The organism is Verrucomicrobiales bacterium, from assembly GCA_016793885.1.
In the GTDB taxonomy this organism is placed as follows: Bacteria; Verrucomicrobiota; Verrucomicrobiia; order Limisphaerales; family UBA11320; genus UBA11320.
Map to the genome: position 1 here is coordinate 50771 of JAEUHE010000237.1, position 18698 is coordinate 69468.

Below are 18698 nucleotides of genomic sequence, written 5' to 3' on the forward strand. Positions count from 1 at the left end.
GCGTTAGGCGTTCTGGTTTTGAGGGATGTAATCTTTGGAAGCACCGGGCACGCTATACTCATACGGCCCACGCACCACTTGAGGGATGCTCGTGAAGTTGCCGTGAGGAGGCGGGGTCGGGGTCTGCCAATCTAGAGTCGTTGCATTCCAAGGATTGTCCGATTCGACTTTCTTACCGTTGGAGATGCTCCAGAAAAAGTTGATAATGAAAGGAATCTGAGCCAACCCCAACAGGAACGCCGCGTGAGTGATGTACTCGTTGAGCTTGATGATCGTGTTCGACAAGCCGCCGATCGCGTCAGGCACGCTGGCCGTGGAATACATGGCTCCACCATTCGACATCCGGCGGAGCATGCCTGCCATGCCTTGCGCGAACATCGGCATGAAAATCAGATTCATCGCGATCAATGAGACCCAGAAGTGAATCTTGCCCAGAGTCTCGTTCATGAACCGACCGGTCACCTTGGGATACCAGAAGTAAACCCCAGCCAGCAACGCGAAGATAGTGCCAGGCGCCACCACATAATGAAAATGGGCAATCACGTAGTAGGTGTCGTGCAAATGGATGTCGCTGTAGTTGAAACCCAAGGGCAATCCCGTCAACCCCCCGATACCAAACATCGGCAGAAACGCCAGGGCGAACAGGGTCGGAGTGTTGAAACGGATCGAACCGCCCCACAGCGAGATGAACAGGCAGGTCAGAATGATCACAGACGGAATGGAAATGATCATCGTCGTCGTCTGAAAGAAGGTGCTGATCTTGGTTCCCATGCCGGTCAGATACATATGGTGAGCCCAGACAATGAAGGAAATGAACCCGATCGCCAGTGAGGCGTAAACCAGGGACTTATAACCCCAAAGCGGCTTGCGAGTGCTGTTGGCGATGATCTCGGCAACAATACCCATGGCCGGGAGGATGAGAACGTACACTTCCGGATGTCCCAGGAACCAGAACAGATGCTGCCACAACAGCGGGCTGCCGCCACCGCTGATATTGGCCAGGTTACCACCAATGGCTAATCCGGTCGGAAGAAAGAAACTGGTGCCGAGCACGTTGTCCGCCAACTGCATCAACCCAGCCGCTTCCAGCGGCGGAAACGCGAGGAGCAGCAGAAACCCGGTCACAAACTGCGCCCACACGAAGAACGGGAGGCGCATCCAGGTCATTCCCGGAGCACGCAACTGAATGATGGTGGCGATGAAGTTAACGGCTCCGAGCAAGGAAGAAGTGATCAGGAGCACCATGCCGGTCAGCCAAAAGGTTTGGCCATGCCCCGCAATCGAGGTCGCTAGCGGAGAGTACGACGTCCACCCCGCCTGCGCAGCACCACCAGGAATAAAGAAACTAACCAACATCACCACGCCACCCGCCGCATAGCACTGGTAGCTAATCATGTTGATCCGCGGAAAGGCCATATCCGGCGCGCCGATCTGCAGGGGCACCACCAGATTCCCGAAGGCGCCGAACGCCAAGGGCACGATCGCCAGGAACACCATGATGGTTCCATGCATCGCGCCAAACATGTTGTAAAGATCCGGAGTCATCACCCCGCCACTTGCCATGTCCCCGAAGATGCTAGCCAGCAGGCCGCCAATCACGGGGATCGGCCTCCCGGGGTAGGCAATCTGCCAACGCATGGCCATGATCAGGAAAAAGCCAAGCATCAGAAAAATCAGGGCGGTCACCCCATACTGAACCCCGATCACTTTATGGTCCGAGGAAAAGACATACTTCCTGAGGAAGCCGCCCTCGTCATGATGATGAGCGTCATGCGATCCGGCATGATGTGTGTGCGCAGATGTGGTTTGCATTCGATTCGATTCGGCATCGGTAATCCTGCCATTAGGCAGTATCAACAATTGCCAGTCAGTAAACGCGGTCAGTAAACCGCCTCATGCTCCATAGTGTCAACGGAACAATCGACGGAAGTTTCACAGTTTAGTTTTATCCATGACCATCATCAACAAGAGCAACGGTAGATAGATGATCGAGGCAAAAAAGAGGGATCGAGCGCTAGGACGATCAAGACGGCGCCCAAAACGATAGGCAAAATACAGAAAACCCAGGCTGAGCAGCAGCGCGCTCACCAGATACAGCGGACCGGCCAGGCGCAGGGCGAAGGGCCCCAGACTCAAGGGCAGAAGGCCCAGGGTGTGACTAAAGGCTTGCTGCGCGGTTTTCCGGCCATCGGTGTCGAAAACCGGCAACATGGCAAATCCAGCCTGGCGATACTCCTCGCGATACATCCAAGCGATGGCCAAAAAATGAGGAAGTTGCCAGAAGAACAGAATCGCAAATAGGCTCCATCCCTCAATCGATAGCTCACCCCGCGCCGCCGTCCAGCCCATCAGGGGTGGAAGTGCGCCGGGAATCGCGCCAATGGCGGTGTTCAGGGTGGTGATGCGCTTCAGCGGGGTATAGACAAACAGATAACTCACCCAGGTGAGCAGGCCCAGAATGGCCGTCAGGACATTCACCCACACCCAGAGCTGCACCACCCCAACCAATGAAACCGCAATCCCCACCCCAAGAACGAGCCCCGGGCTCAAATGTTTCGCCGGCAGCGGCCGGTTCTCGGTGCGTGGCATGAGGGCATCGTGCTCCCTCTCCAGCCACTGGTTCAATGCAGCCGCTCCCGACGCCAGCAGCGCGGTCCCCAGCACGGCATTCAGCATGAGGAGATAGTCCATCGAGCCCTGGTAGCCCACATAGAACCCAACCCAGGTGGTCAGAACAACCAAGCCGCTGAGTCTTGCCTTGAAGAGCTCCATCCAGATGGAGCTGCGAGTCACGGCTAACTCATCCGCCGGGCGGGGCAAAGTGGAACTGGAGGCTTTCATCTCGAGTGAACCGCCCCTGCCAGTGTTCGAGATCGGGAAGCCACCGGGGCGGAGGCTGTGGGGAACAGAGTCGACGGAGCCAGGCCCGGACCGCCATCGACTCCGGGCCGCGCCAACCGATGGGCGACCAGGGCCAGAATGACGCTTGTCACCAACACCACCGCGCCGACCACGACATGGAGTGTGGCGATATCCGCCGCTTTGCCGGTCCACACGGTACAGGCCCCCAAAATGGCCTGCACCCAAATCAAGCCCTGCCAAGCCAGCAAGCCCTGCCGCAAACCAGGAGCATGGCCGCCGACACGGCGTCCAATCCGAAAAGTGACCCAGGCGCTCAGCACCAGCAAACTCAACGCGCCAATGCGGTGTGCCATGTGCAAATGAATTTGGAGAGGAGTGATCGTAACTTCGGCATGCTCCTGGTTGATTCGATGCAGAAACTCAGGGTCCGTGGGCGGATACAGCTGCCCATAAGCCAACGGAAAGTCAGGAACCGCGAGACCCGAGTGCTGATGGCGCATGGCTGCCCCCAACAGGAGTTGAAGGAAAATGCCCGCCACCGCAACAACCATCCAATTTCGAACGTGCAGCGAGATCCCGGAGGTTCCCAACCGCTGCCAAAACCGGGTACAGAACAAAGCAATGGCCGCCAAAAGCGCCAGAAACCCTTGCGCCAGAGCAGCATGAAATATTCCGATATAATCCTTAAACCACACGACCCGCAGCCCACCCAACACGCCTTGGAGAATCACCAGTCCCACCGCCAGAAACCCCAAGCGACGCAGCCAGACACGTTTGTCCTTCACCCAAAGCCACACCGCCAGAACCACCGTAAGGAAACCCACCCACGAAGCAAACAGGCGATGGCTGTGTTCGTAGAAGATCCCCCCCTTCCACAGGTGGAAAGGCAGGAAAAACATGTTGTAACCATAGCTCGTGGGCCAGTCGGGCACCGCCATGCCTGCCCCTTTGCTGGTCACCAAGCCACCGATGCCGATCAACAAGAGAGTATTGACCGCCGCAAAGACCGCGAATCGCTTTAACCAGATATTGTGTTCTGAACCCATCATCACGGTCACACTATGTACCCAAAAACAAACCGCTGCGAGAAAGTCTCGCAGCGGTTGGAATTGTAAGGTCCAGAGAGGTTAAACCTCAAGGACTATTACGAGGAGCCCAGGGCTCACTTCGCAGCCGGAACTTCCAGCTCGAAATTGACGGAGGCATTGGCCCCCTTCACTTCGACATCCTTGGCCGACTTGCCAGCACGACGGTGGCTGGCTTCGACCTTATACTTGCCGTCCGGAACGTTCTTGATGGTGAAGCTGCCATCCGCCCCTGAAACGGCGAAGAAGGGATGCGGAACGACGGTCACATACGCAAACATCCACGGATGCACGTCGCACTTGTAGGGCAGAAAATCTTCAGCATTCTCGTACGCATACTCCAAATCCTTGGCCTTGGCCATCTGCGCCTTGTTGCTCGGTTTATTGCCAGCGACTTTGGGCTGCGCGTTCACATTGTGCAACGCGTCATCCGAATTCCTCACCACGAGCTTCTGTCCGGCTTGAACCGCGCTGATGTAGGGAACGTATTCGCAGCCGCGTTGATCCAGAAGAACAGGTTCAGCCGACGGCGCATGCGTCCCGGTGACTCCTTCAGTGATCTTGATCACAACCTGAGCCAATTCGCCGTTCGCCCCAACCACATAAACGCGGTTCTTCGGGCCCTGGGACAGCTTCCCGCAGCTCGGATCCGCCGTGAGCGCCGCGGTCTTCTGCGCCAAATTCGGCTCAGGGGGCGGTGTGCCCTTCAAGGTCACCTTGCCCGAAATGTCCGCAGCGGACACCGCACCTACCGTGCTGCCGAGAAGCGTCGCTACCACCAAGAAGTCATTCAATTTCATATCAATTCAGTCAACAGTTCAGTCAATAAACCACAGTCTCGATATCGAACATCCGATTCTATCCAACTCGTCGCCCCATCACCACCGACGGCCGGAAACTACCCTGGTCCAGCCGCCGTCGCAAGCGATTTGAGCAGGGCCGACTCAGCACCAAACCATAGAGATTCGACGGTCCCCAGTGCCCGATATTCATAGACTTCCGGGTAGACAGGCTCTCTCCATGAACTCTTTCCTCTCCGCGCCCTCCGCGCCTCCGCGAGAGATTCCGGCAGTCCTTCCGAGTCAGGGGAGGGATCTGTTCTCGCGGAGGCGCGGAGAACGCGGAGGAGCACCAATGAGGTTCTAACCCGGAGTCATGTCCGGTCGGGACAAGTCCGACAGGCTGCTAGGGCGGAAATCCTATCGCCAACTTCACCGCAGAATACTCGGGATGGATCTGACCCTGGGCGTCTCGAATGACCAGGTCCGGCTCAACCCAGGGCTCCGGACCCCAGGAGTCCGGAAGGTCCTGACGTCGCATCATGCCAAAGAGGCCGATCAGCGGCGCGTCCCCCTCCCGGAAAACAATGGACCGCCGCCTCACCAGAACCAGATTCGCCGCCGCAACGGCGTCAACCACACGCCGCAAGCACTCCGGGGCCGAGGGAAAGACCAAGGCAAAAAAGCCCCCGGCAGCCAAGTGACGCGCAGCCACAAGGCAATAGTCGCGAACATCGCCTCGAACCTCAAACCGACAAGCCACCTTCTGCGGATGATCACCCAGCACTCCGCTGCCCAATGGAAAATAGGGTGGGCTACCCAGCACCAAATCGAATCGCTCCGTCGGCGACAACACGCCCGCGTCCCGGAAGTCTCCCAGGCGAATGTCATAGCGATCCGTCAGCCCGTTGTAAGCAGCGGACCGTCGCGCGAGACCGACACTCTCGGACTGCGCCTCCACCGTTACGAACTGCGCTCCCGGCAGCCTCCACGCCGCAATCATCCCAACCGTCCCGACCCCGCTTCCCAGGTCCAAGACGCGGGATGCCGTCGGACACCAACTGGTACCATACCAGGCTGCCAGAATGTCATCGGTGGAAAACCGATGCCCCTTCCGCAATTGCAGCAGTCTAAAGTGCCCGCTGATGGCGTCCAGACTCTCGTCCTCCGCCACCACAATACCAGCGTCCAATCCCGGCGGGACTGGTCCCGGCTTCGCCCAACCCCGAAAATGGCTGTCCGGAGCAGGATTAAGCGGCTGGTTCATGCGATGGGTTTGCTGGGAACCGAAACTAAAGATTCCACGCTCTCTACCTACTTGCCGAGGCAGGTCCGCAAGGCGCTCAGAAGCCGGTCGACATTGGCGGTGCGTGCAGTCTCTCCCATCAAACCTATCCGGATGATCTTGCCCTTCAACGGCCCCAGTCCGGCGCCCAGCTCGATTCCAAACTCCAGCAGCATCCGCTTGCGCAAGGCCGCCTCGTCCAACCCCGACGGCACCCCCACCGCGTTCAATTGCCAAAGTTGATGGCCTTCCTGCGACACAATTTGCAGTCCCAGCTCAGCAAGCCCCCGCTTCAGGTACTGGCAGCACTGCTCATGACGAAGGAACCGTGCCGACAACCCCTCTTCCAAAGTCAGTCGCAGCGCTTCATGCAACGCATAGTTCATCGAGATAGGAGCGGTGTGATGATAAACCCGATCCTGTCCCCAATACGCCGCCAGCAAATTCACATCCAAATACCAGCTCTGCACTTTACGCTGCCGATGCGTAGCCACTTCCAACGCGCGAGGGCTTAACGACACCGGAGACAGTCCAGGCGGGCAGCTCAGGCACTTCTGCGTCCCGCTGTAAACCGCGTCCACCCGCCACTCGTCGAGCTTCACCGGACAGCCCCCTAAGGAGGTTACCGTATCCAGAACGAAGAGAGCCCCGGCGTCGTGGGCCAGTTTCGAGATTTCCTCCACCGGCGTGAGCGCACCGGTGGACGTTTCGGCATGGACGACGGCGACCAACTTGGGCCGAGACACGCGTGTCAAGGCGTCGCTGATTGCCCCCGGTTCTATAATGCGTCCCCAGGGAGCCTCCACCTTGGTCACCTTGGCTCCACAGCGTTCGGCCACTTCGGCCATACGCATCCCAAAGACACCATTAACCCCCACGATGACCTCGTCGCCCGGTTCAATGAGATTCACAAAGCAGAACTCCATCCCCGCGCTCCCCGTACCGCTCACGGGGAATGTCATGTCGTTCGACGTCTGAAACACCTGCCGCAACATCCCCTTCAGTTCTTCCATCATCTTGATGAACTCGGGATCCAGATGTCCCAGGACAGGCTTGCCCATCGACTCCAGAACCGAGGCCGGAACCATGCTCGGTCCCGGTCCCATCAAGAGACGCGACGACGGCTGAAAAGCAGCAGGTGTTTGCATGGGCGAAAACCTAGGCGTTCGACCGCCTAGGATCAATCTTTTGTCGAGGCCCCCCGCCCCACCTGCATTGACAGGCCGCACGACCTCGCCCATCGTGACGCTCAACACATGGCATCCACCTCGAATCCCGCTGCCCTCATCACCGGCGCTTCCCGGGGCATCGGACGCGGCATTGCTCTCGCCCTGGCGCAAACCGGCCATGACCTGCTGATCAACTACGCGCAGGATCAGAAAGCCGCCGAGCAAACCGCCGTCGATTGTCGGGCAGCGGCCGCCGCCCGGCAGCAACGCATCCGCGCGGAGATTTGCCAGAGCGACATCAGCCAAGCCAGCGACCGAGAGCGCCTGATCGCGGTCCATCGGGAACAGTTCGGCCGACTCGACCTGCTCGTGAACAACGCCGGAGTCGCCCCCAAAGTCCGCTGCGATCTGCTCGAAGCCACCGAGGAAAGCCTCGACCGCCTGCTGGCTATCAACCTCAAAGGGCCCTTCTTCCTAACTCAGCTGGCCGCCGCTTGGATGATCGAGCAGACCGGGTCACATCCAGATCGCCCCAAGCCCAAGATCGTCACCATCACGTCGATCAGCGCTTACACCGCGTCGGTCAATCGGGGTGACTATTGCCTCAGCAAGGCCGGCCTCAGCATGCTCACTCCGCTGTTCGCGGAGAGGCTCGCCGAAAACGGCATCCTCGTGTTCGAGATTCGACCAGGAATCATCCAATCCGACATGACCGCCGGGGTGCGCGATCGCTACGATCGCCTCATCGCCGAGGGACTTACCCCCATCCGCCGATGGGGGACGCCCGAGGATGTCGGCAAAGCGGTCGCAGCCATCGCCAGCGATGCATTTCCCTTCAGTACCGGCGACGTCTTCAACGTCGATGGCGGATTTCATTTGCGACGTCTCTAACTCACCCGACCTTCCTCATGCCGCTGCATCTCCGAACCGACTTAACCCCGTCGAACCTACGGCCGGACGTCCTACGTCTCTTCGAACTGTCCGCGCGGAAGATTCAGTCACTTAACCGGACCTGGAAGCCCTCCCAGGGCACCCCGGTCTTCACCCGCGCCGGCCGCTACACGAGTCGAGGCTGGACGGAATGGACTCAGGGATTCCAATACGGAGCCTGCCTGCTCCAATTCGATGCGGTGGGCGGGGAGAAATTCCTCGAGCTTGGCCGCAGCGGAACCGTGGAGCACATGGCGACGCACGTGTCCCATGTGGGAGTGCATGACCACGGCTTCAACAATGTGTCCACTTACGGAAACCTGAGGCGCCTGATGCGCGAAGGCAGGATCCCCCACGACCGGGAAGCGATGAATTTCTATGAGCTGGCGCTCAAGGTGTCGGGAGCCGTCCAAGCCGCTCGCTGGACCGAGTTGCCCAAGGGGCAAGGTTTCATTTACTCCTTCAACGGTCCCCATTCGCTGTTCATCGATACCATGCGATCCTTGCGATCCCTGGCCATCGCCCATCAGCTCGGTCATCCGCTCATGGCGGAACGCGACCGGAAGATCTCCCTCTTGCAGCGCCTGGTCCAGCACGCGCTCACGACCGCCGACTACGCGGTTTACTTTGGCCAGGGGCGGGATGCCTACGATGTGCCGGGGCGAGTCGCTCACGAGTCCATCTTCAACCTCAACGACGGCAGCTACCGCTGTCCCAATTCACAACAAGGCTACTCCCCCTTCACCACCTGGACCCGCGGTCTGGCGTGGGCGCTGCTGGGTTTTGCCGAGCAGCTGGAGTTCCTGAGCCAATGGGATGAGCCGGAGATCGTGACCCCGGCTGTGCTCCGTCGGTTTGAGCAGACCGCGATGGCCGCAGCGGAACGTTACTTGGAGGACTGCTGCACCGACGGAATCCCCGTCTGGGACACGGGTGCGCCGCAGTTGCACCGGCTCGGTGCCTACGCCCAGCGCGCCTCCGACCCCTACAACGCGTGGGAGCCGGTCGACAGCTCAGCCGCAGCGATCGCCGCGCAAGGATTTCTGGTGCTCGGCCGACATCTGATCGCCAAACGCCGCCTAGCAATCGGCCGGCGCTACCACGCCGCGGGCCTGACGATCGCCCGCACACTCTTCCGGGACCCCTATCTCAGCGTGCAGGACAAGCACCAAGGCCTGATCCTTCACTCCATTTACCATCGTCCGAACGGATGGGACTACATCGTCAAGGGGCAAAAGGTTCCCAACGGCGAGAGCTCCATGTGGGGCGACTATCACGCCCGCGAACTCGGCCTGCTCATCCTCCGCGAAGCCGAGGGAAAACCCGCCCTGCGCTTTTGGGCCTGATCATTTAGAGGACGTTTCGCCCCCCGAAGGGGATCCCAGCTCCGCTGAGGGGACCAAAGTGGTAAAGGCCTCTCATCTTTACCTCCAAAAAATGGGAACTAAACAAGTTGGGTAACGCCGGCGTTTCTCACTTTGTCGGCAAGGCCCGAACCCGCAGGGTTCAAAGAGATGTAGCCGGGGGTGCTCGCACCCCCGGAACTGTTAAAAGTACGGAGCATCGAGCAGCGATGCCACCGGCTTCTTAGGCTTGCGTCAACCGCTTCAAGGAACCTAATCAGTTCGTCAGTCCATTGGCGGACGGGTGGCACGCCTTTCAGGGTGCTGTTGATTAGGAGGCCGACTGACCGGGGATATTGCTGCGCTCCACGCCCCGTAATCTCTGGGAACCCTGCGGGTTCTCGGCTTCCGCATTGACTTCGCACGACGAACAGAAGAGGAAAGGTGGCGCCGTGCGGCCCGGATCAAGCGCCCGTCGGCAAAGCACCAACATGAGCCACAAAATCGGAATCATCGGCGGCAGCGGATTGTATCATATCGAAGGCTTTACCCAACAAAAGTGGGTAAAGGTCAAAACACCGTTCGGTCCTCCGTCCGACGATCTGCTCACGGGGAAGCTCGCCGGCCGCGAGGTCGTCTTCCTGCCACGCCATGCCCGCGGCCATCGTATCCTCCCCAGCGAGCTGAACCATCGCGCCAATATCTGGGCGATGAAGAAACTAGGCGTTCAATGGGTGATCAGCGTCAGCGCGGTGGGCTCGCTGCAGAAGAAATATCATCCCTGCGATATCGTCCTGGTGAACCAATTCATCGACCGCACAAAGCGCTCCTTCGAACACACGTTCTTCGGCCAAGGCATCGTCGCGCATGTGGCGTTCGCGGATCCGATTTGTGAGGAGCTTCGAAGGCTCCTGCTCAAATCCGCTCAAGCCTGCGGCGCCCGAGTCCACGACGGAGGCACCTACGTCAACATGGAGGGGCCTGCCTTCAGCACCCGGGCCGAATCCCTGACCAATCACAAGTTGGGCTACGACGTCATCGGCATGACCAACCTGGGGGAGGCGAAGTGCGCGCGCGAGGCCGAACTGGCCTACGCCACCATGGCCATGGTGACCGATTACGATTGCTGGAAGGTCGACGAAGCCCATGTCACGGTGGAGATGGTGATCGAGAATCTGCGTCACAATGCTGAACAAGCGAAAGCGATTTTGCTCGAGACCATCCCGATGATTCCCAAGGAGCCTGGCTGGCCGTGCCATCACGCGCTGCAAAACGCCATCATGACAGATCCTAAACTCTGGCCCAAAAAGACCGTCCGCAATCTGGGTCCCATCCTAGCAGGCCATCGGACTTAGAGTACCTTTCTGCAGAGTGCCCGGCAGGGCTATTATTTGGTTCCACGCCTTTCTGGGCGTCGGCCTGCTAGCAACCACCCCGACTCCGAGTCGGGGTGCGGATAAGTTCGACCGACTCCCCATGAGCCAAGCCTCGTCACCTCGGCTCCTACACTTCAAAACTGTAGGAAACGCTCATCAGAGGATGGGTTACTTTTTCCGCAGGAAAACTACCTAGCAGCCTGTCGGGACGCTTCCTAAGCGAAAACTCAGCACTCTCGGTCTCCACAGCCAAACTCGCGTCCGGTGGGAACAACTAGGACAGGGTGCTAGGGCATCGACTTCACGAACTCGTCCGCCTTCGCTATCGAGGCGTTCATCTGGGAGATCAACCGTCCAATCTCGTTCTGAACATTGGTAGCCTCACCTTTGAGCGACGCAATGGCCTGAGCGTTGAGGTTGTGCTTAAGATACAGCACGTAGTCCTTAAACTGCGTGAGCACGGGCGCCATGCTCTGCTCCGCGCTCACGAGCGTGGAGTGCAGGCTCTCATAACGCTCCTTGGTCGAGCGGAGCTGCTCCCGGCTGTTCGCTTGCAGGGACGGAGTGCTAATCTGCACGATCTCCTTCTCCCATTCCGCGAATAGGTCCCGAGCGACGGTTTCCATATCGCGAATCCGCTTCCGAACAGTCTCAGCCTGGCTGTTACACGAGTCAAAATCAGACTTCAGCCCCTGGTAGGCCTTTTCCAATTTGCCGCCGTCAAAACCGGTCATCTCTTTCAGCCGCGTCATCGCGTCCTTGAACTCCGCTCCCGCCTCCTTCTGCTCGTCCCGCGCCTCGATGACGCGCTTTTTGAGCAGGTCGCGCTTTTCCACTCCCAGCTTCTCCCACGCGCTGTAATAAACCGTGCTGCAGCCGCAGAGCAGCACGGTCGCCGCCACGAGGAAACCGAAGGAACGCGCGCACCTTGAAAACATTTTCATCTGGGTCAGTCTAGAACTGAGACACTCCCTGGCAACCTCAAAAAGCCCCCCTCCTGTATTCGAGGTTCAGGACTGCCGATAGAACGAATGGGGGCCCAGAGTGTTTCCGGTGCATCCGTCCGTCGGTTATGAGTGAACCCAATTCGAATTCGCAGTCCGTGCCGCCATCGCCCGCCGGGGAGTCCAGCTTGCATCTCCATGAGGTCGCCAGCCAGCAACCAGCGGTCTCCGGTGGAGCGCAGCACCCAGCCACCACCACCGAATTTATTCGTAGAGCAGTGGCCGACCAGCCGCCCAGCGAGTCGGCTCGCTTGCTGCTGCCCAAAGATGCCGGAATGATTTCCGCCGAGACTCTGCTAGCCATCGTCTCCTACTGTTACGCTAAGGGGATCTATAGCTGCCGTGAGATCGAGGTGGCGATGCTGCAGGATCAGGAACTGAGGGCCTCCTTCGGGACGAATCTCCCCTCCGACGCCTGCCTGCGTCGGTTTCGAAGGCTGAACCGAACCGCCATCGAAACCATTCTCGAGAAGACCTTCGTCCAGGCAAAACACGAACTCGGGTCCATCCCGCCGGACCATGAGACGGACGCCTCCGCCAAGGGCGCCGCCGCCGGGCCAAGAAACCCGGCGGATGAGCCGGGCCAAACCGTCTTTCTTGCTCGTCAAGCCGCGGCGGATCGCCTCCAGAAGGCGCTCTTCATCGATGGCATGACTCGCGACCCTTAGGGTTACTTCTTGAGTGGAGATTCGACCATCCCACGAAAGGCGGCGTCGAGACCGCTGACGAATGCCACCGGCCCGGTCATGCGAATGAATACGCTCCCTTCGGAACTCTCCACAATGGCGCCCTTCAGCATGGTGCCCGCGAGAGCGGTCTTGGGACCGCCCGGCATTCCGCTGAGATAAGTTCCCTGCGCTTGCACGAAAGTCACGCTCCGCCCCCCGACCTTGGATTCCTCCACCTTGGCTTGGATTTTCTCGCGACCTTCCTGAAACTGTCCAAGCCAGCGATCTACATTGGCCTGGGTTCCGCCACCGTTGCCGGGTCCAAAGTGGAAAAAGACAACTTCAGCTGAGTCCTTGCCATCGGCGCTGGCTACTTTCAGCGTCGCCTTCCGCATCGGGGAGGTCGGCTCAACCCAGGACCACTTCTCAGGGCGTTTAAACTCAAACTCCCCCACCTTAAAGGAAGCCGGAGCCTCAGCCGCATTGACCAGTCCAGTCAGGCCCAGATAAAGAGCCACACAAAAGCATCCTAAACGAGAAAAGATCATGGCGAACACTAAGTCAGCGTACCCCCCAAAAGTCAAACCTTGGGTGGAGGGGGGTGGCCAGGGGTGTGATTACACCCGGGGGAGTGGGCGTGGTTAGGGGTGGGTGATGTCGCGACGGTCTTGACGGACTCATGCCGGGCTTTCAGCCCTTGACAGGAAGGGGGGGATGTTTGCCTGGGGTTGTCACCCCAGGCTGGGATAGGACGCACCGTTGGTGCTCAGGCGCGACGAGCTTCCGACCCAATACCAAATGCAGCACAGAACCCTACTCCCACATTCCTAAGGGAATCATCACCGAGGTTCAAGCCCGCGGGCCAAAGGCCCAGCACCATCCCAGCCTGGGGTGACAACCCCAGGTCTCGTCACCCCACACGCGCCGAGGGCTGAAAGCCCGTACCATCACAGAGAATGACCCGCTGAATTCAAACTCCGTCTCACCCACTTCTAATCACACCCCAAGTTAACCTCGACCCTGGTAATTCTCCCAGGCACTCTTTCCCCCAACGCATGAATCTGCGCGGTGTCATTCTCGCCTGGCTGACAACGACCGTTCTGGTCTCGTTTCTGCGAGGCGCAGACACACCAGGCCCAGCCTGGGAAAGCGCATACCAGGCGCGCTTGCAATGGTGGAGTCTCCAACCCCTGCTCTCTCACACCGTCCCGCCCGTCCAGGACCGCGCCTGGGTCAGAAACTTTGTGGATGCGTTCATCTTGTCCCGACTGGAGCAACAGGGGATCAAGCCGTCAGCCGCCGCCGACCGCCCCACCCTCGCCCGCCGGCTCAGTTTTGCGCTCACCGGCCTCCCTCCCGCCCCGTCAACGCTCGATGGTTTCCTGCACGATGAGTCGCCTCGATCGCTGGACACCCTCATTCAATCCCTGATGGCCAGCCCCCACTTTGGCGAACACTGGGCTCGCCACTGGATGGACGTGGTCCACTATTCCGATACCCACGGTTACGAATGGGACGCGCCGGCGAAAAATGCCTGGCGCTACCGAGACTACCTCACCCGGGCCTTCAATGCGGATGTTCCGATCAAGCAACTCCTGCTGGAACAATTGGCCGGGGACCTGATCGCGCCCCGGCTGGATGCGAGCGGAAAGTTCAACGAAGCGCTGATCGGTCCCATGGCGCTCCGACTCGGTGAGCGTCGGCACGGCGACAATGCCGCGGCCGAAGGCGTCACGCAGGAGGCCGTCGCGAACATGATCGACACCGTTGGGAAGGGATTCCTCGGCACCACGGTCGCCTGCGCCCAGTGCCACGATCACAAGCTGGATGCCGTCGGCCAGCGCGACTTCTACTCCCTCGCCGGCATCTTCATGAGCACGCGCTGGAGCGTGCGCTGCCTGGACGTGGTGGACCCTAATCTGGCAACTCTCTCCCAGCTTCGGGAAATCAAAGAACGAATCCGGATCGCCCTCGCCGGCCTGTGGTCGAGTTCGCGTCCCGGCTTAATGAGCGCGCTCGCCAGGACCTACTCGACCAACTCCCCGCCGCAACGGTTTCCAGAGACACTGCGCGATGCCTGGTTGAGCTTCTCCACCCAGGCTCCCACCCGCGAAGCCTTCCTGACCGAGCACCGGCGTCGGCAGAAAGCGAATCAGGAAAATCTTCGACTGCTCGCCGACTTCACTCAGGAGGCCGGTGAGAACGGGTGGCGCTGGGAAGGTCTAGGCATGAAGCACGGCCTGGTGAACCACGGGGAGTTGGTCATCCGAGAAGACGGGAATGAGGCCGTCCGTCACCTGCTCCCCGCCGGACGATGGTCCCATGTTTGGAGCCCCCGCCTGGCAGGAGCGCTCCGCAGCCCCCTTTTCGAACCGGGTTCGATACAGACGTTCTCCATGGAGCTGGCCGCCGGCGCGTTTGCGGCCCATGCCATGATCGTTGATCAAGCGTTTCACTCGGAGCGGATGCAGTTTCTAGACGCGCCGTACCCGATCTGGAAAACCTGGACCGCCGGTCAATTCGACACCTTGGAAGGCGGGATGGACAAGGTTCCACGACGCTCCTACCTGGAACTGGCTACGAAGTCCTTGAACAACTACTTCCCGCCGCGCACTGCCTACGGCGGCTTCCAGGAATCCGATGCGACTGATGAACGATCCTGGTTCGGTGCCACCCGGATCTACCAGCACGCCGCCGGTCACGGTCCACAAAACGATCTCCAGCGATTTCTCCCGTTGTTCGACTCCAAGGCCGACTGGACGAACCGTTTCGCCGATCTGATCCTGACCGCCGTCCATGCCTGGAGCCAGGGCTCCTGCACTGCGGACGATGTGCAGTTGATCAACGAAGCGTTGCAGCTACAGTGGCTCCCCCAAGCTCTCTCCGCGGACGCAAGCCTGGACCGCGAGGTCGAGCTTTACCGTCGGGTCGAAAAAAAGATCCAAACCGACACGACGATCGGATCGGCCGAGGAGTGGGCGGAGGCGCGGGACGAGCGTCTTGGAGTTCGAGGATCGTACACCGAACTCGGGGAAACCGTGCCGCGCGGCAACATCCGCTTCTTGACGCAGCCTTCCCCCCCAAAAAACACAGCACAGAGCAGCGGCCGGCTGGAACTGGCCCGCAGCATGACCGAGGACAGCAACCCGCTCACCGCGCGCGTCTTCGTCAACCGAGTCTGGCACCATCTCTTTGGAGAGGGCTTGGTCCGCACACCCGACGACTTCGGTCATTTGGGGGAAAAGCCTTCGCATCCAGAGCTGCTCGATGCCTTGGCGCTTCGATTCATGCAAGAAGGCTGGTCGCTCAAACGACTGATCACCCTCTTGGTCACCTCGGCGACCTGGCAACAAAGCTCCCGTCCCGCGGAGCGAGCGCTGGTCGTCGACCCGGAAAACCGGCTGTGGCATCATCGGCCGGCGCTGCGCCTCGAGGCCGAGGCGATACGCGACAACCTGCTCGCCGTGGCCGGGAGTTTGGACCCGCGCCTGTATGGGCCGCCCATCGATCCCTACCGCACCGCGCAAGACCCCGCCAAGAGACTGTTCAGCGGTCCCCTGGATGGATTGGGACGCCGGAGCCTCTACACCAAAATGACCCTGATGGAACCGCCGAGGTTCCTGGCGCTCTTCAACCAGCCGATTCCCAAGCTCACCGCGGGCCGACGGGATACCACCCAGGTCCCGGACCAGGCGCTGGCGCTGCTCAACGACCCCTTCGTCCAGACCATGGCCAGGCAGTGGGGCGCCCGGATTTCCCGGGAAGCCCAGTCGGATACCCGCCTGCAGGTGCAGGCGCTCCTTTTCAAGGCGCTGGGCCGACCAGCTCATCCAGAAGAGGCCGATCGCCTGCTCCGCCTGGCTGAGCGCTCGGCGGAGCTGCGCGGGGTGAACCCTTCCGACCTGCCGTCCAGCCAGCCGGTCTGGCAGGATGTCGTCCACGCCCTGTTCAATTTAACGGAGTTTATTCATGTCTATTGAACCGCAGCGATCCTCCGCGCCCCGATGTCCCGGTAAGCAAACCCCGGCACTCAGCCGCCGGGACTTCCTGCGCCGATCCAGCATGGGCTTCGGATCGCTGGCGTTCGGAGGACTGGCAACCCAGCACGCCCTCTCCGGAACCGCAGAGACCACGAGGACCCACTTCGCCCCGCGGGCTAAGCAGGTGATTTTTCTGTTCATGGACGGCGGCGTGTCGCACATAGACACCTTTGATCCCAAGCCGGAGCTCACCCGCCGCAACGGCGAGCCGGCGAAGTGGCGAGCCGATACCTTGTCGCAAGCCACCAGCGCCGGACGCAAATGGCTGGGCTCCCTCTGGGAGTTCCGACAGCGGGGCCAATCTGGGTTGTGGGTCAGCGACCTCTTCCCGCACATGGCCCAGATCGCGGACGATCTGTGTGTGGTGCGATCCGTGGTCGGTGAGACCCCGCTGCACGGAGCTCAATCCCTCCTCCTTCATACCGGCCGATCCATAGGGGCCGCGCCCAGCATGGGATCCTGGGTTTCCTATGGGCTCGGGACGGAGAACGCACAGCTTCCCGGCTATGTGCTGCTGAACAATGACTGGATTCCTAACGGCGGATTCCAGAACTTCGCCAGCGCCTTCCTCCCCGCCACCCACCAGGCCACGCTCGTTCGCGCCCGCGGCACGCCCGTGGACAACATTCAGCCCGCCGACCCCATCGCGATCCAGCGAGCGAAGCTCGAGTTTTTACAGGAGCAGAACCGGGCTTCGGGCAAATCCAAGCAGACCGAGGAGTCTCTCGAGGCCGCCATTCAAAACTACGAGACGGCCGCGGAGATGCAGCTCAGCGTGCCGCAGCTCTGTGACATCAGCCGAGAACCACAGTCCGTCCAGCGGCTCTACGGCGTCGACCGCTCGAATGAGTTCGATCGCTTCTACGCCACTCAATGCCTTCGAGCCCGACGGCTGATCGAATCGGGGGTGCGATTCGTGGAGGTCACTTGCCCGCTGACCCACAGCAACAACGCGCCTTGGGATCAACATGGCGAACTCAAGCTGAGACACGAAGAGAATGCCCGCATCACAGATCAGCCGGTCAGCGCGCTGGTGGCCGACCTCAAGGCCCGCGGGCTGCTCGACCAAACATTGGTGGTATGGGCCGGGGAGATGGGCCGCACCCCTCATAGCAGCGGCAAGGATGGAAGAGACCACCATGTGAGCGGCTATACCATCTGGATGACTGGAGGCGGAATACGCGGGGGAATGACGTTCGGGACCACCGACGAGATGGGCATGAGCGCCGTCGAAAATCCCGTCAACATCCACGACATCCACGCCACAATCCTGCATCAACTCGGCCTCAATCACGAACACCTCACCTACCGTTTCGGAGGTCGCGACATGCGTTTGACCGATGTCCACGGGCAGGTCATCCGAAAAATTCTGACATGACGCCCGAACCACTCCCGTTACCCACGCTCAGCCCGGTGCTCCGTGTGGTCAATGCCGCCGAGGCCCTTGGATTTTATGTCGCTGTCTACGGCGCCAAGGAACGGTATCGACTCACCGATCCCAAGTCCGGCCGCATCGCCCACGCCGAACTGCAAATCGGGGATAGCGTGCTGATGCTGACTCAAAGCTCCGAACCCCAGCCATCCTTCGAGGGGACTCCGCCCCCCTCGGTCCAACTCTCTCTGGGAGTGGCCGACGTGGATGCGGTGGTGCAAGCGGCGGTTCGCAGCGGAAGTACCATCCTTCGCGCCCCTGCCAATCAGTTTTATGGGTATCGTTGCGCCAACCTGCGGGATCCCTTCGGTTTTGAATGGATGCTCTCGCAGCGCATTGAAAACCTCACTCCAGCCGAGATGCAGGAGCGATGGGGACGGAGCGCGACCTACAAATAACCCACTTCCCATCGGACCCCCGCACACGGGGTGGGATTAAAGGTGGGTGAGAAAGGTGGTGAAGTCCTGACGGACTCGGCGGCCTTATGCCGGGCTTTCAGCCCTTGATGGGAGGGGGTCGTTACCTGGGGTTGTCACCCCAGGCTGGGATAGCACGCACCCTTGGTGCTTCAGCGCCACGAGCTTCCGACCTAACACCAAATTCAGCCCGGAACCTTAATCCCAGATTCCTACCGGATTAATCACTGGGGTTTGAGCCTGCGGGCCACCGGCCCTGTCCCCCCCCCGCCGGGGGTGACAACCCCAGGTTTCGTCACCCCACACACG

At 60.2% G+C, this 18698-nt stretch carries 15 protein-coding genes; 7 read left to right on the forward strand and 8 right to left on the reverse strand.

Annotation, left to right across the window (positions count from 1 at the left end):
• Positions 1-3: 3 nt before the first annotated feature.
• The 6 genes from JNN07_26335 to JNN07_26360 form a co-directional block, all read right to left on the reverse strand.
• Positions 4-1812, reverse strand: coding sequence for a cbb3-type cytochrome c oxidase subunit I (locus tag JNN07_26335; protein MBL9171279.1), 1809 nt, complete (start codon positions 1810-1812; stop codon positions 4-6).
• 120 nt (positions 1813-1932) lie between these two features.
• The gene (cyoE, locus tag JNN07_26340; protein ID MBL9171280.1) at positions 1933-2841 is read right to left on the reverse strand and encodes a protoheme IX farnesyltransferase; all 909 of its coding nucleotides are present in this window, start codon (positions 2839-2841) and stop codon (positions 1933-1935) included.
• Positions 2838-3911, reverse strand: coding sequence for a COX15/CtaA family protein (locus tag JNN07_26345; GenBank protein ID MBL9171281.1), 1074 nt, complete (start codon positions 3909-3911; stop codon positions 2838-2840). The genes cyoE and JNN07_26345 overlap by 4 nt, the downstream gene beginning before the upstream one ends.
• 113 nt (positions 3912-4024) lie before the next feature.
• On the reverse strand, positions 4025-4747 hold the full coding sequence (locus tag JNN07_26350) for a hypothetical protein (protein ID MBL9171282.1): 723 nt from the start codon (positions 4745-4747) through the stop codon (positions 4025-4027).
• Between the two features lie 385 nt (positions 4748-5132).
• Complete coding sequence (locus JNN07_26355; GenBank protein MBL9171283.1) at positions 5133-5993, reverse strand: methyltransferase; 861 nt, start codon at positions 5991-5993, stop codon at positions 5133-5135.
• Between the two features lie 47 nt (positions 5994-6040).
• Positions 6041-7159, reverse strand: a complete 1119-nt coding sequence (locus JNN07_26360; protein ID MBL9171284.1) for an alanine--glyoxylate aminotransferase family protein — start codon at positions 7157-7159, stop codon at positions 6041-6043.
• A 108-nt stretch (positions 7160-7267) separates the two neighbouring features.
• Between JNN07_26360 and JNN07_26365 the strand changes: the two genes are divergently transcribed.
• The 3 genes from JNN07_26365 to mtnP all read left to right on the forward strand — a co-directional run bounded on the left by JNN07_26365 (position 7268) and on the right by mtnP (position 10808).
• Entirely contained in the window at positions 7268-8071 is an 804-nt protein-coding gene (locus tag JNN07_26365) for a 3-ketoacyl-ACP reductase (GenBank protein ID MBL9171285.1), read from the forward strand.
• Between the two features lie 17 nt (positions 8072-8088).
• Complete coding sequence (locus JNN07_26370) at positions 8089-9456, forward strand: glycosyl hydrolase (GenBank protein MBL9171286.1); 1368 nt, start codon at positions 8089-8091, stop codon at positions 9454-9456.
• 488 nt (positions 9457-9944) lie between these two features.
• Positions 9945-10808: an S-methyl-5'-thioadenosine phosphorylase gene (gene mtnP / locus JNN07_26375; GenBank protein MBL9171287.1), complete on the forward strand. Its 864-nt coding sequence runs from the start codon at positions 9945-9947 to the stop codon at positions 10806-10808.
• A 308-nt stretch (positions 10809-11116) separates the two neighbouring features.
• Here the strand turns inward: mtnP and JNN07_26380 are convergent, their stop codons facing one another.
• The gene (locus tag JNN07_26380; GenBank protein MBL9171288.1) at positions 11117-11767 is read right to left on the reverse strand and encodes a DUF2959 domain-containing protein; all 651 of its coding nucleotides are present in this window, start codon (positions 11765-11767) and stop codon (positions 11117-11119) included.
• Between the two features lie 134 nt (positions 11768-11901).
• Between JNN07_26380 and JNN07_26385 the strand changes: the two genes are divergently transcribed.
• The gene (locus tag JNN07_26385; protein MBL9171289.1) at positions 11902-12501 is read left to right on the forward strand and encodes a hypothetical protein; all 600 of its coding nucleotides are present in this window, start codon (positions 11902-11904) and stop codon (positions 12499-12501) included.
• Between the two features lie 2 nt (positions 12502-12503).
• Here the strand turns inward: JNN07_26385 and JNN07_26390 are convergent, their stop codons facing one another.
• Positions 12504-13049 carry a hypothetical protein gene (locus tag JNN07_26390; GenBank protein MBL9171290.1) on the reverse strand — a complete coding sequence of 182 codons (546 nt, stop codon included), beginning with the start codon at positions 13047-13049 and terminating at the stop codon, positions 12504-12506.
• A 507-nt stretch (positions 13050-13556) separates the two neighbouring features.
• Here JNN07_26390 and JNN07_26395 point away from each other — a divergent pair.
• The 3 genes from JNN07_26395 to JNN07_26405 are packed head-to-tail and all read left to right on the forward strand — an operon-like array spanning position 13557 to position 18371.
• Positions 13557-16481 (forward strand): DUF1553 domain-containing protein, encoded by a 2925-nt coding sequence (locus JNN07_26395; protein ID MBL9171291.1) that lies wholly within the window; start codon positions 13557-13559, stop codon positions 16479-16481.
• Positions 16471-17919: a DUF1501 domain-containing protein gene (locus JNN07_26400; GenBank protein ID MBL9171292.1), complete on the forward strand. Its 1449-nt coding sequence runs from the start codon at positions 16471-16473 to the stop codon at positions 17917-17919. The genes JNN07_26395 and JNN07_26400 overlap by 11 nt, the downstream gene beginning before the upstream one ends.
• Positions 17916-18371 (forward strand): VOC family protein, encoded by a 456-nt coding sequence (locus JNN07_26405; GenBank protein MBL9171293.1) that lies wholly within the window; start codon positions 17916-17918, stop codon positions 18369-18371. The genes JNN07_26400 and JNN07_26405 overlap by 4 nt, the downstream gene beginning before the upstream one ends.
• The last annotated feature ends 327 nt before the right edge of the window (positions 18372-18698 follow it).

Bases quoted from the DNA above. Each gene is read 5' to 3' on its own strand.
- JNN07_26360 (MBL9171284.1), bottom strand. From the start codon at position 7,159: ATGCAAACACCTGCTGCTTTTCAGCCGTCGTCGCGTCTCTTGATGGGA.
- mtnP (MBL9171287.1), top strand. From the start codon at position 9,945: ATGAGCCACAAAATCGGAATCATCGGCGGCAGCGGATTGTATCATATC.
- JNN07_26385 (MBL9171289.1), top strand. From the start codon at position 11,902: ATGAGTGAACCCAATTCGAATTCGCAGTCCGTGCCGCCATCGCCCGCC.
- JNN07_26365 (MBL9171285.1), top strand. From the start codon at position 7,268: ATGGCATCCACCTCGAATCCCGCTGCCCTCATCACCGGCGCTTCCCGG.
- JNN07_26370 (MBL9171286.1), top strand. From the start codon at position 8,089: ATGCCGCTGCATCTCCGAACCGACTTAACCCCGTCGAACCTACGGCCG.
- cyoE (MBL9171280.1), bottom strand. From the start codon at position 2,841: ATGAAAGCCTCCAGTTCCACTTTGCCCCGCCCGGCGGATGAGTTAGCC.
- JNN07_26355 (MBL9171283.1), bottom strand. From the start codon at position 5,993: ATGAACCAGCCGCTTAATCCTGCTCCGGACAGCCATTTTCGGGGTTGG.
- JNN07_26380 (MBL9171288.1), bottom strand. From the start codon at position 11,767: ATGTTTTCAAGGTGCGCGCGTTCCTTCGGTTTCCTCGTGGCGGCGACC.
- JNN07_26395 (MBL9171291.1), top strand. From the start codon at position 13,557: ATGAATCTGCGCGGTGTCATTCTCGCCTGGCTGACAACGACCGTTCTG.
- JNN07_26350 (MBL9171282.1), bottom strand. From the start codon at position 4,747: ATGAAATTGAATGACTTCTTGGTGGTAGCGACGCTTCTCGGCAGCACG.
- JNN07_26390 (MBL9171290.1), bottom strand. From the start codon at position 13,049: ATGATCTTTTCTCGTTTAGGATGCTTTTGTGTGGCTCTTTATCTGGGC.
- JNN07_26405 (MBL9171293.1), top strand. From the start codon at position 17,916: ATGACGCCCGAACCACTCCCGTTACCCACGCTCAGCCCGGTGCTCCGT.
- JNN07_26335 (MBL9171279.1), bottom strand. From the start codon at position 1,812: ATGCAAACCACATCTGCGCACACACATCATGCCGGATCGCATGACGCT.
- JNN07_26400 (MBL9171292.1), top strand. From the start codon at position 16,471: ATGTCTATTGAACCGCAGCGATCCTCCGCGCCCCGATGTCCCGGTAAG.
- JNN07_26345 (MBL9171281.1), bottom strand. From the start codon at position 3,911: ATGATGGGTTCAGAACACAATATCTGGTTAAAGCGATTCGCGGTCTTT.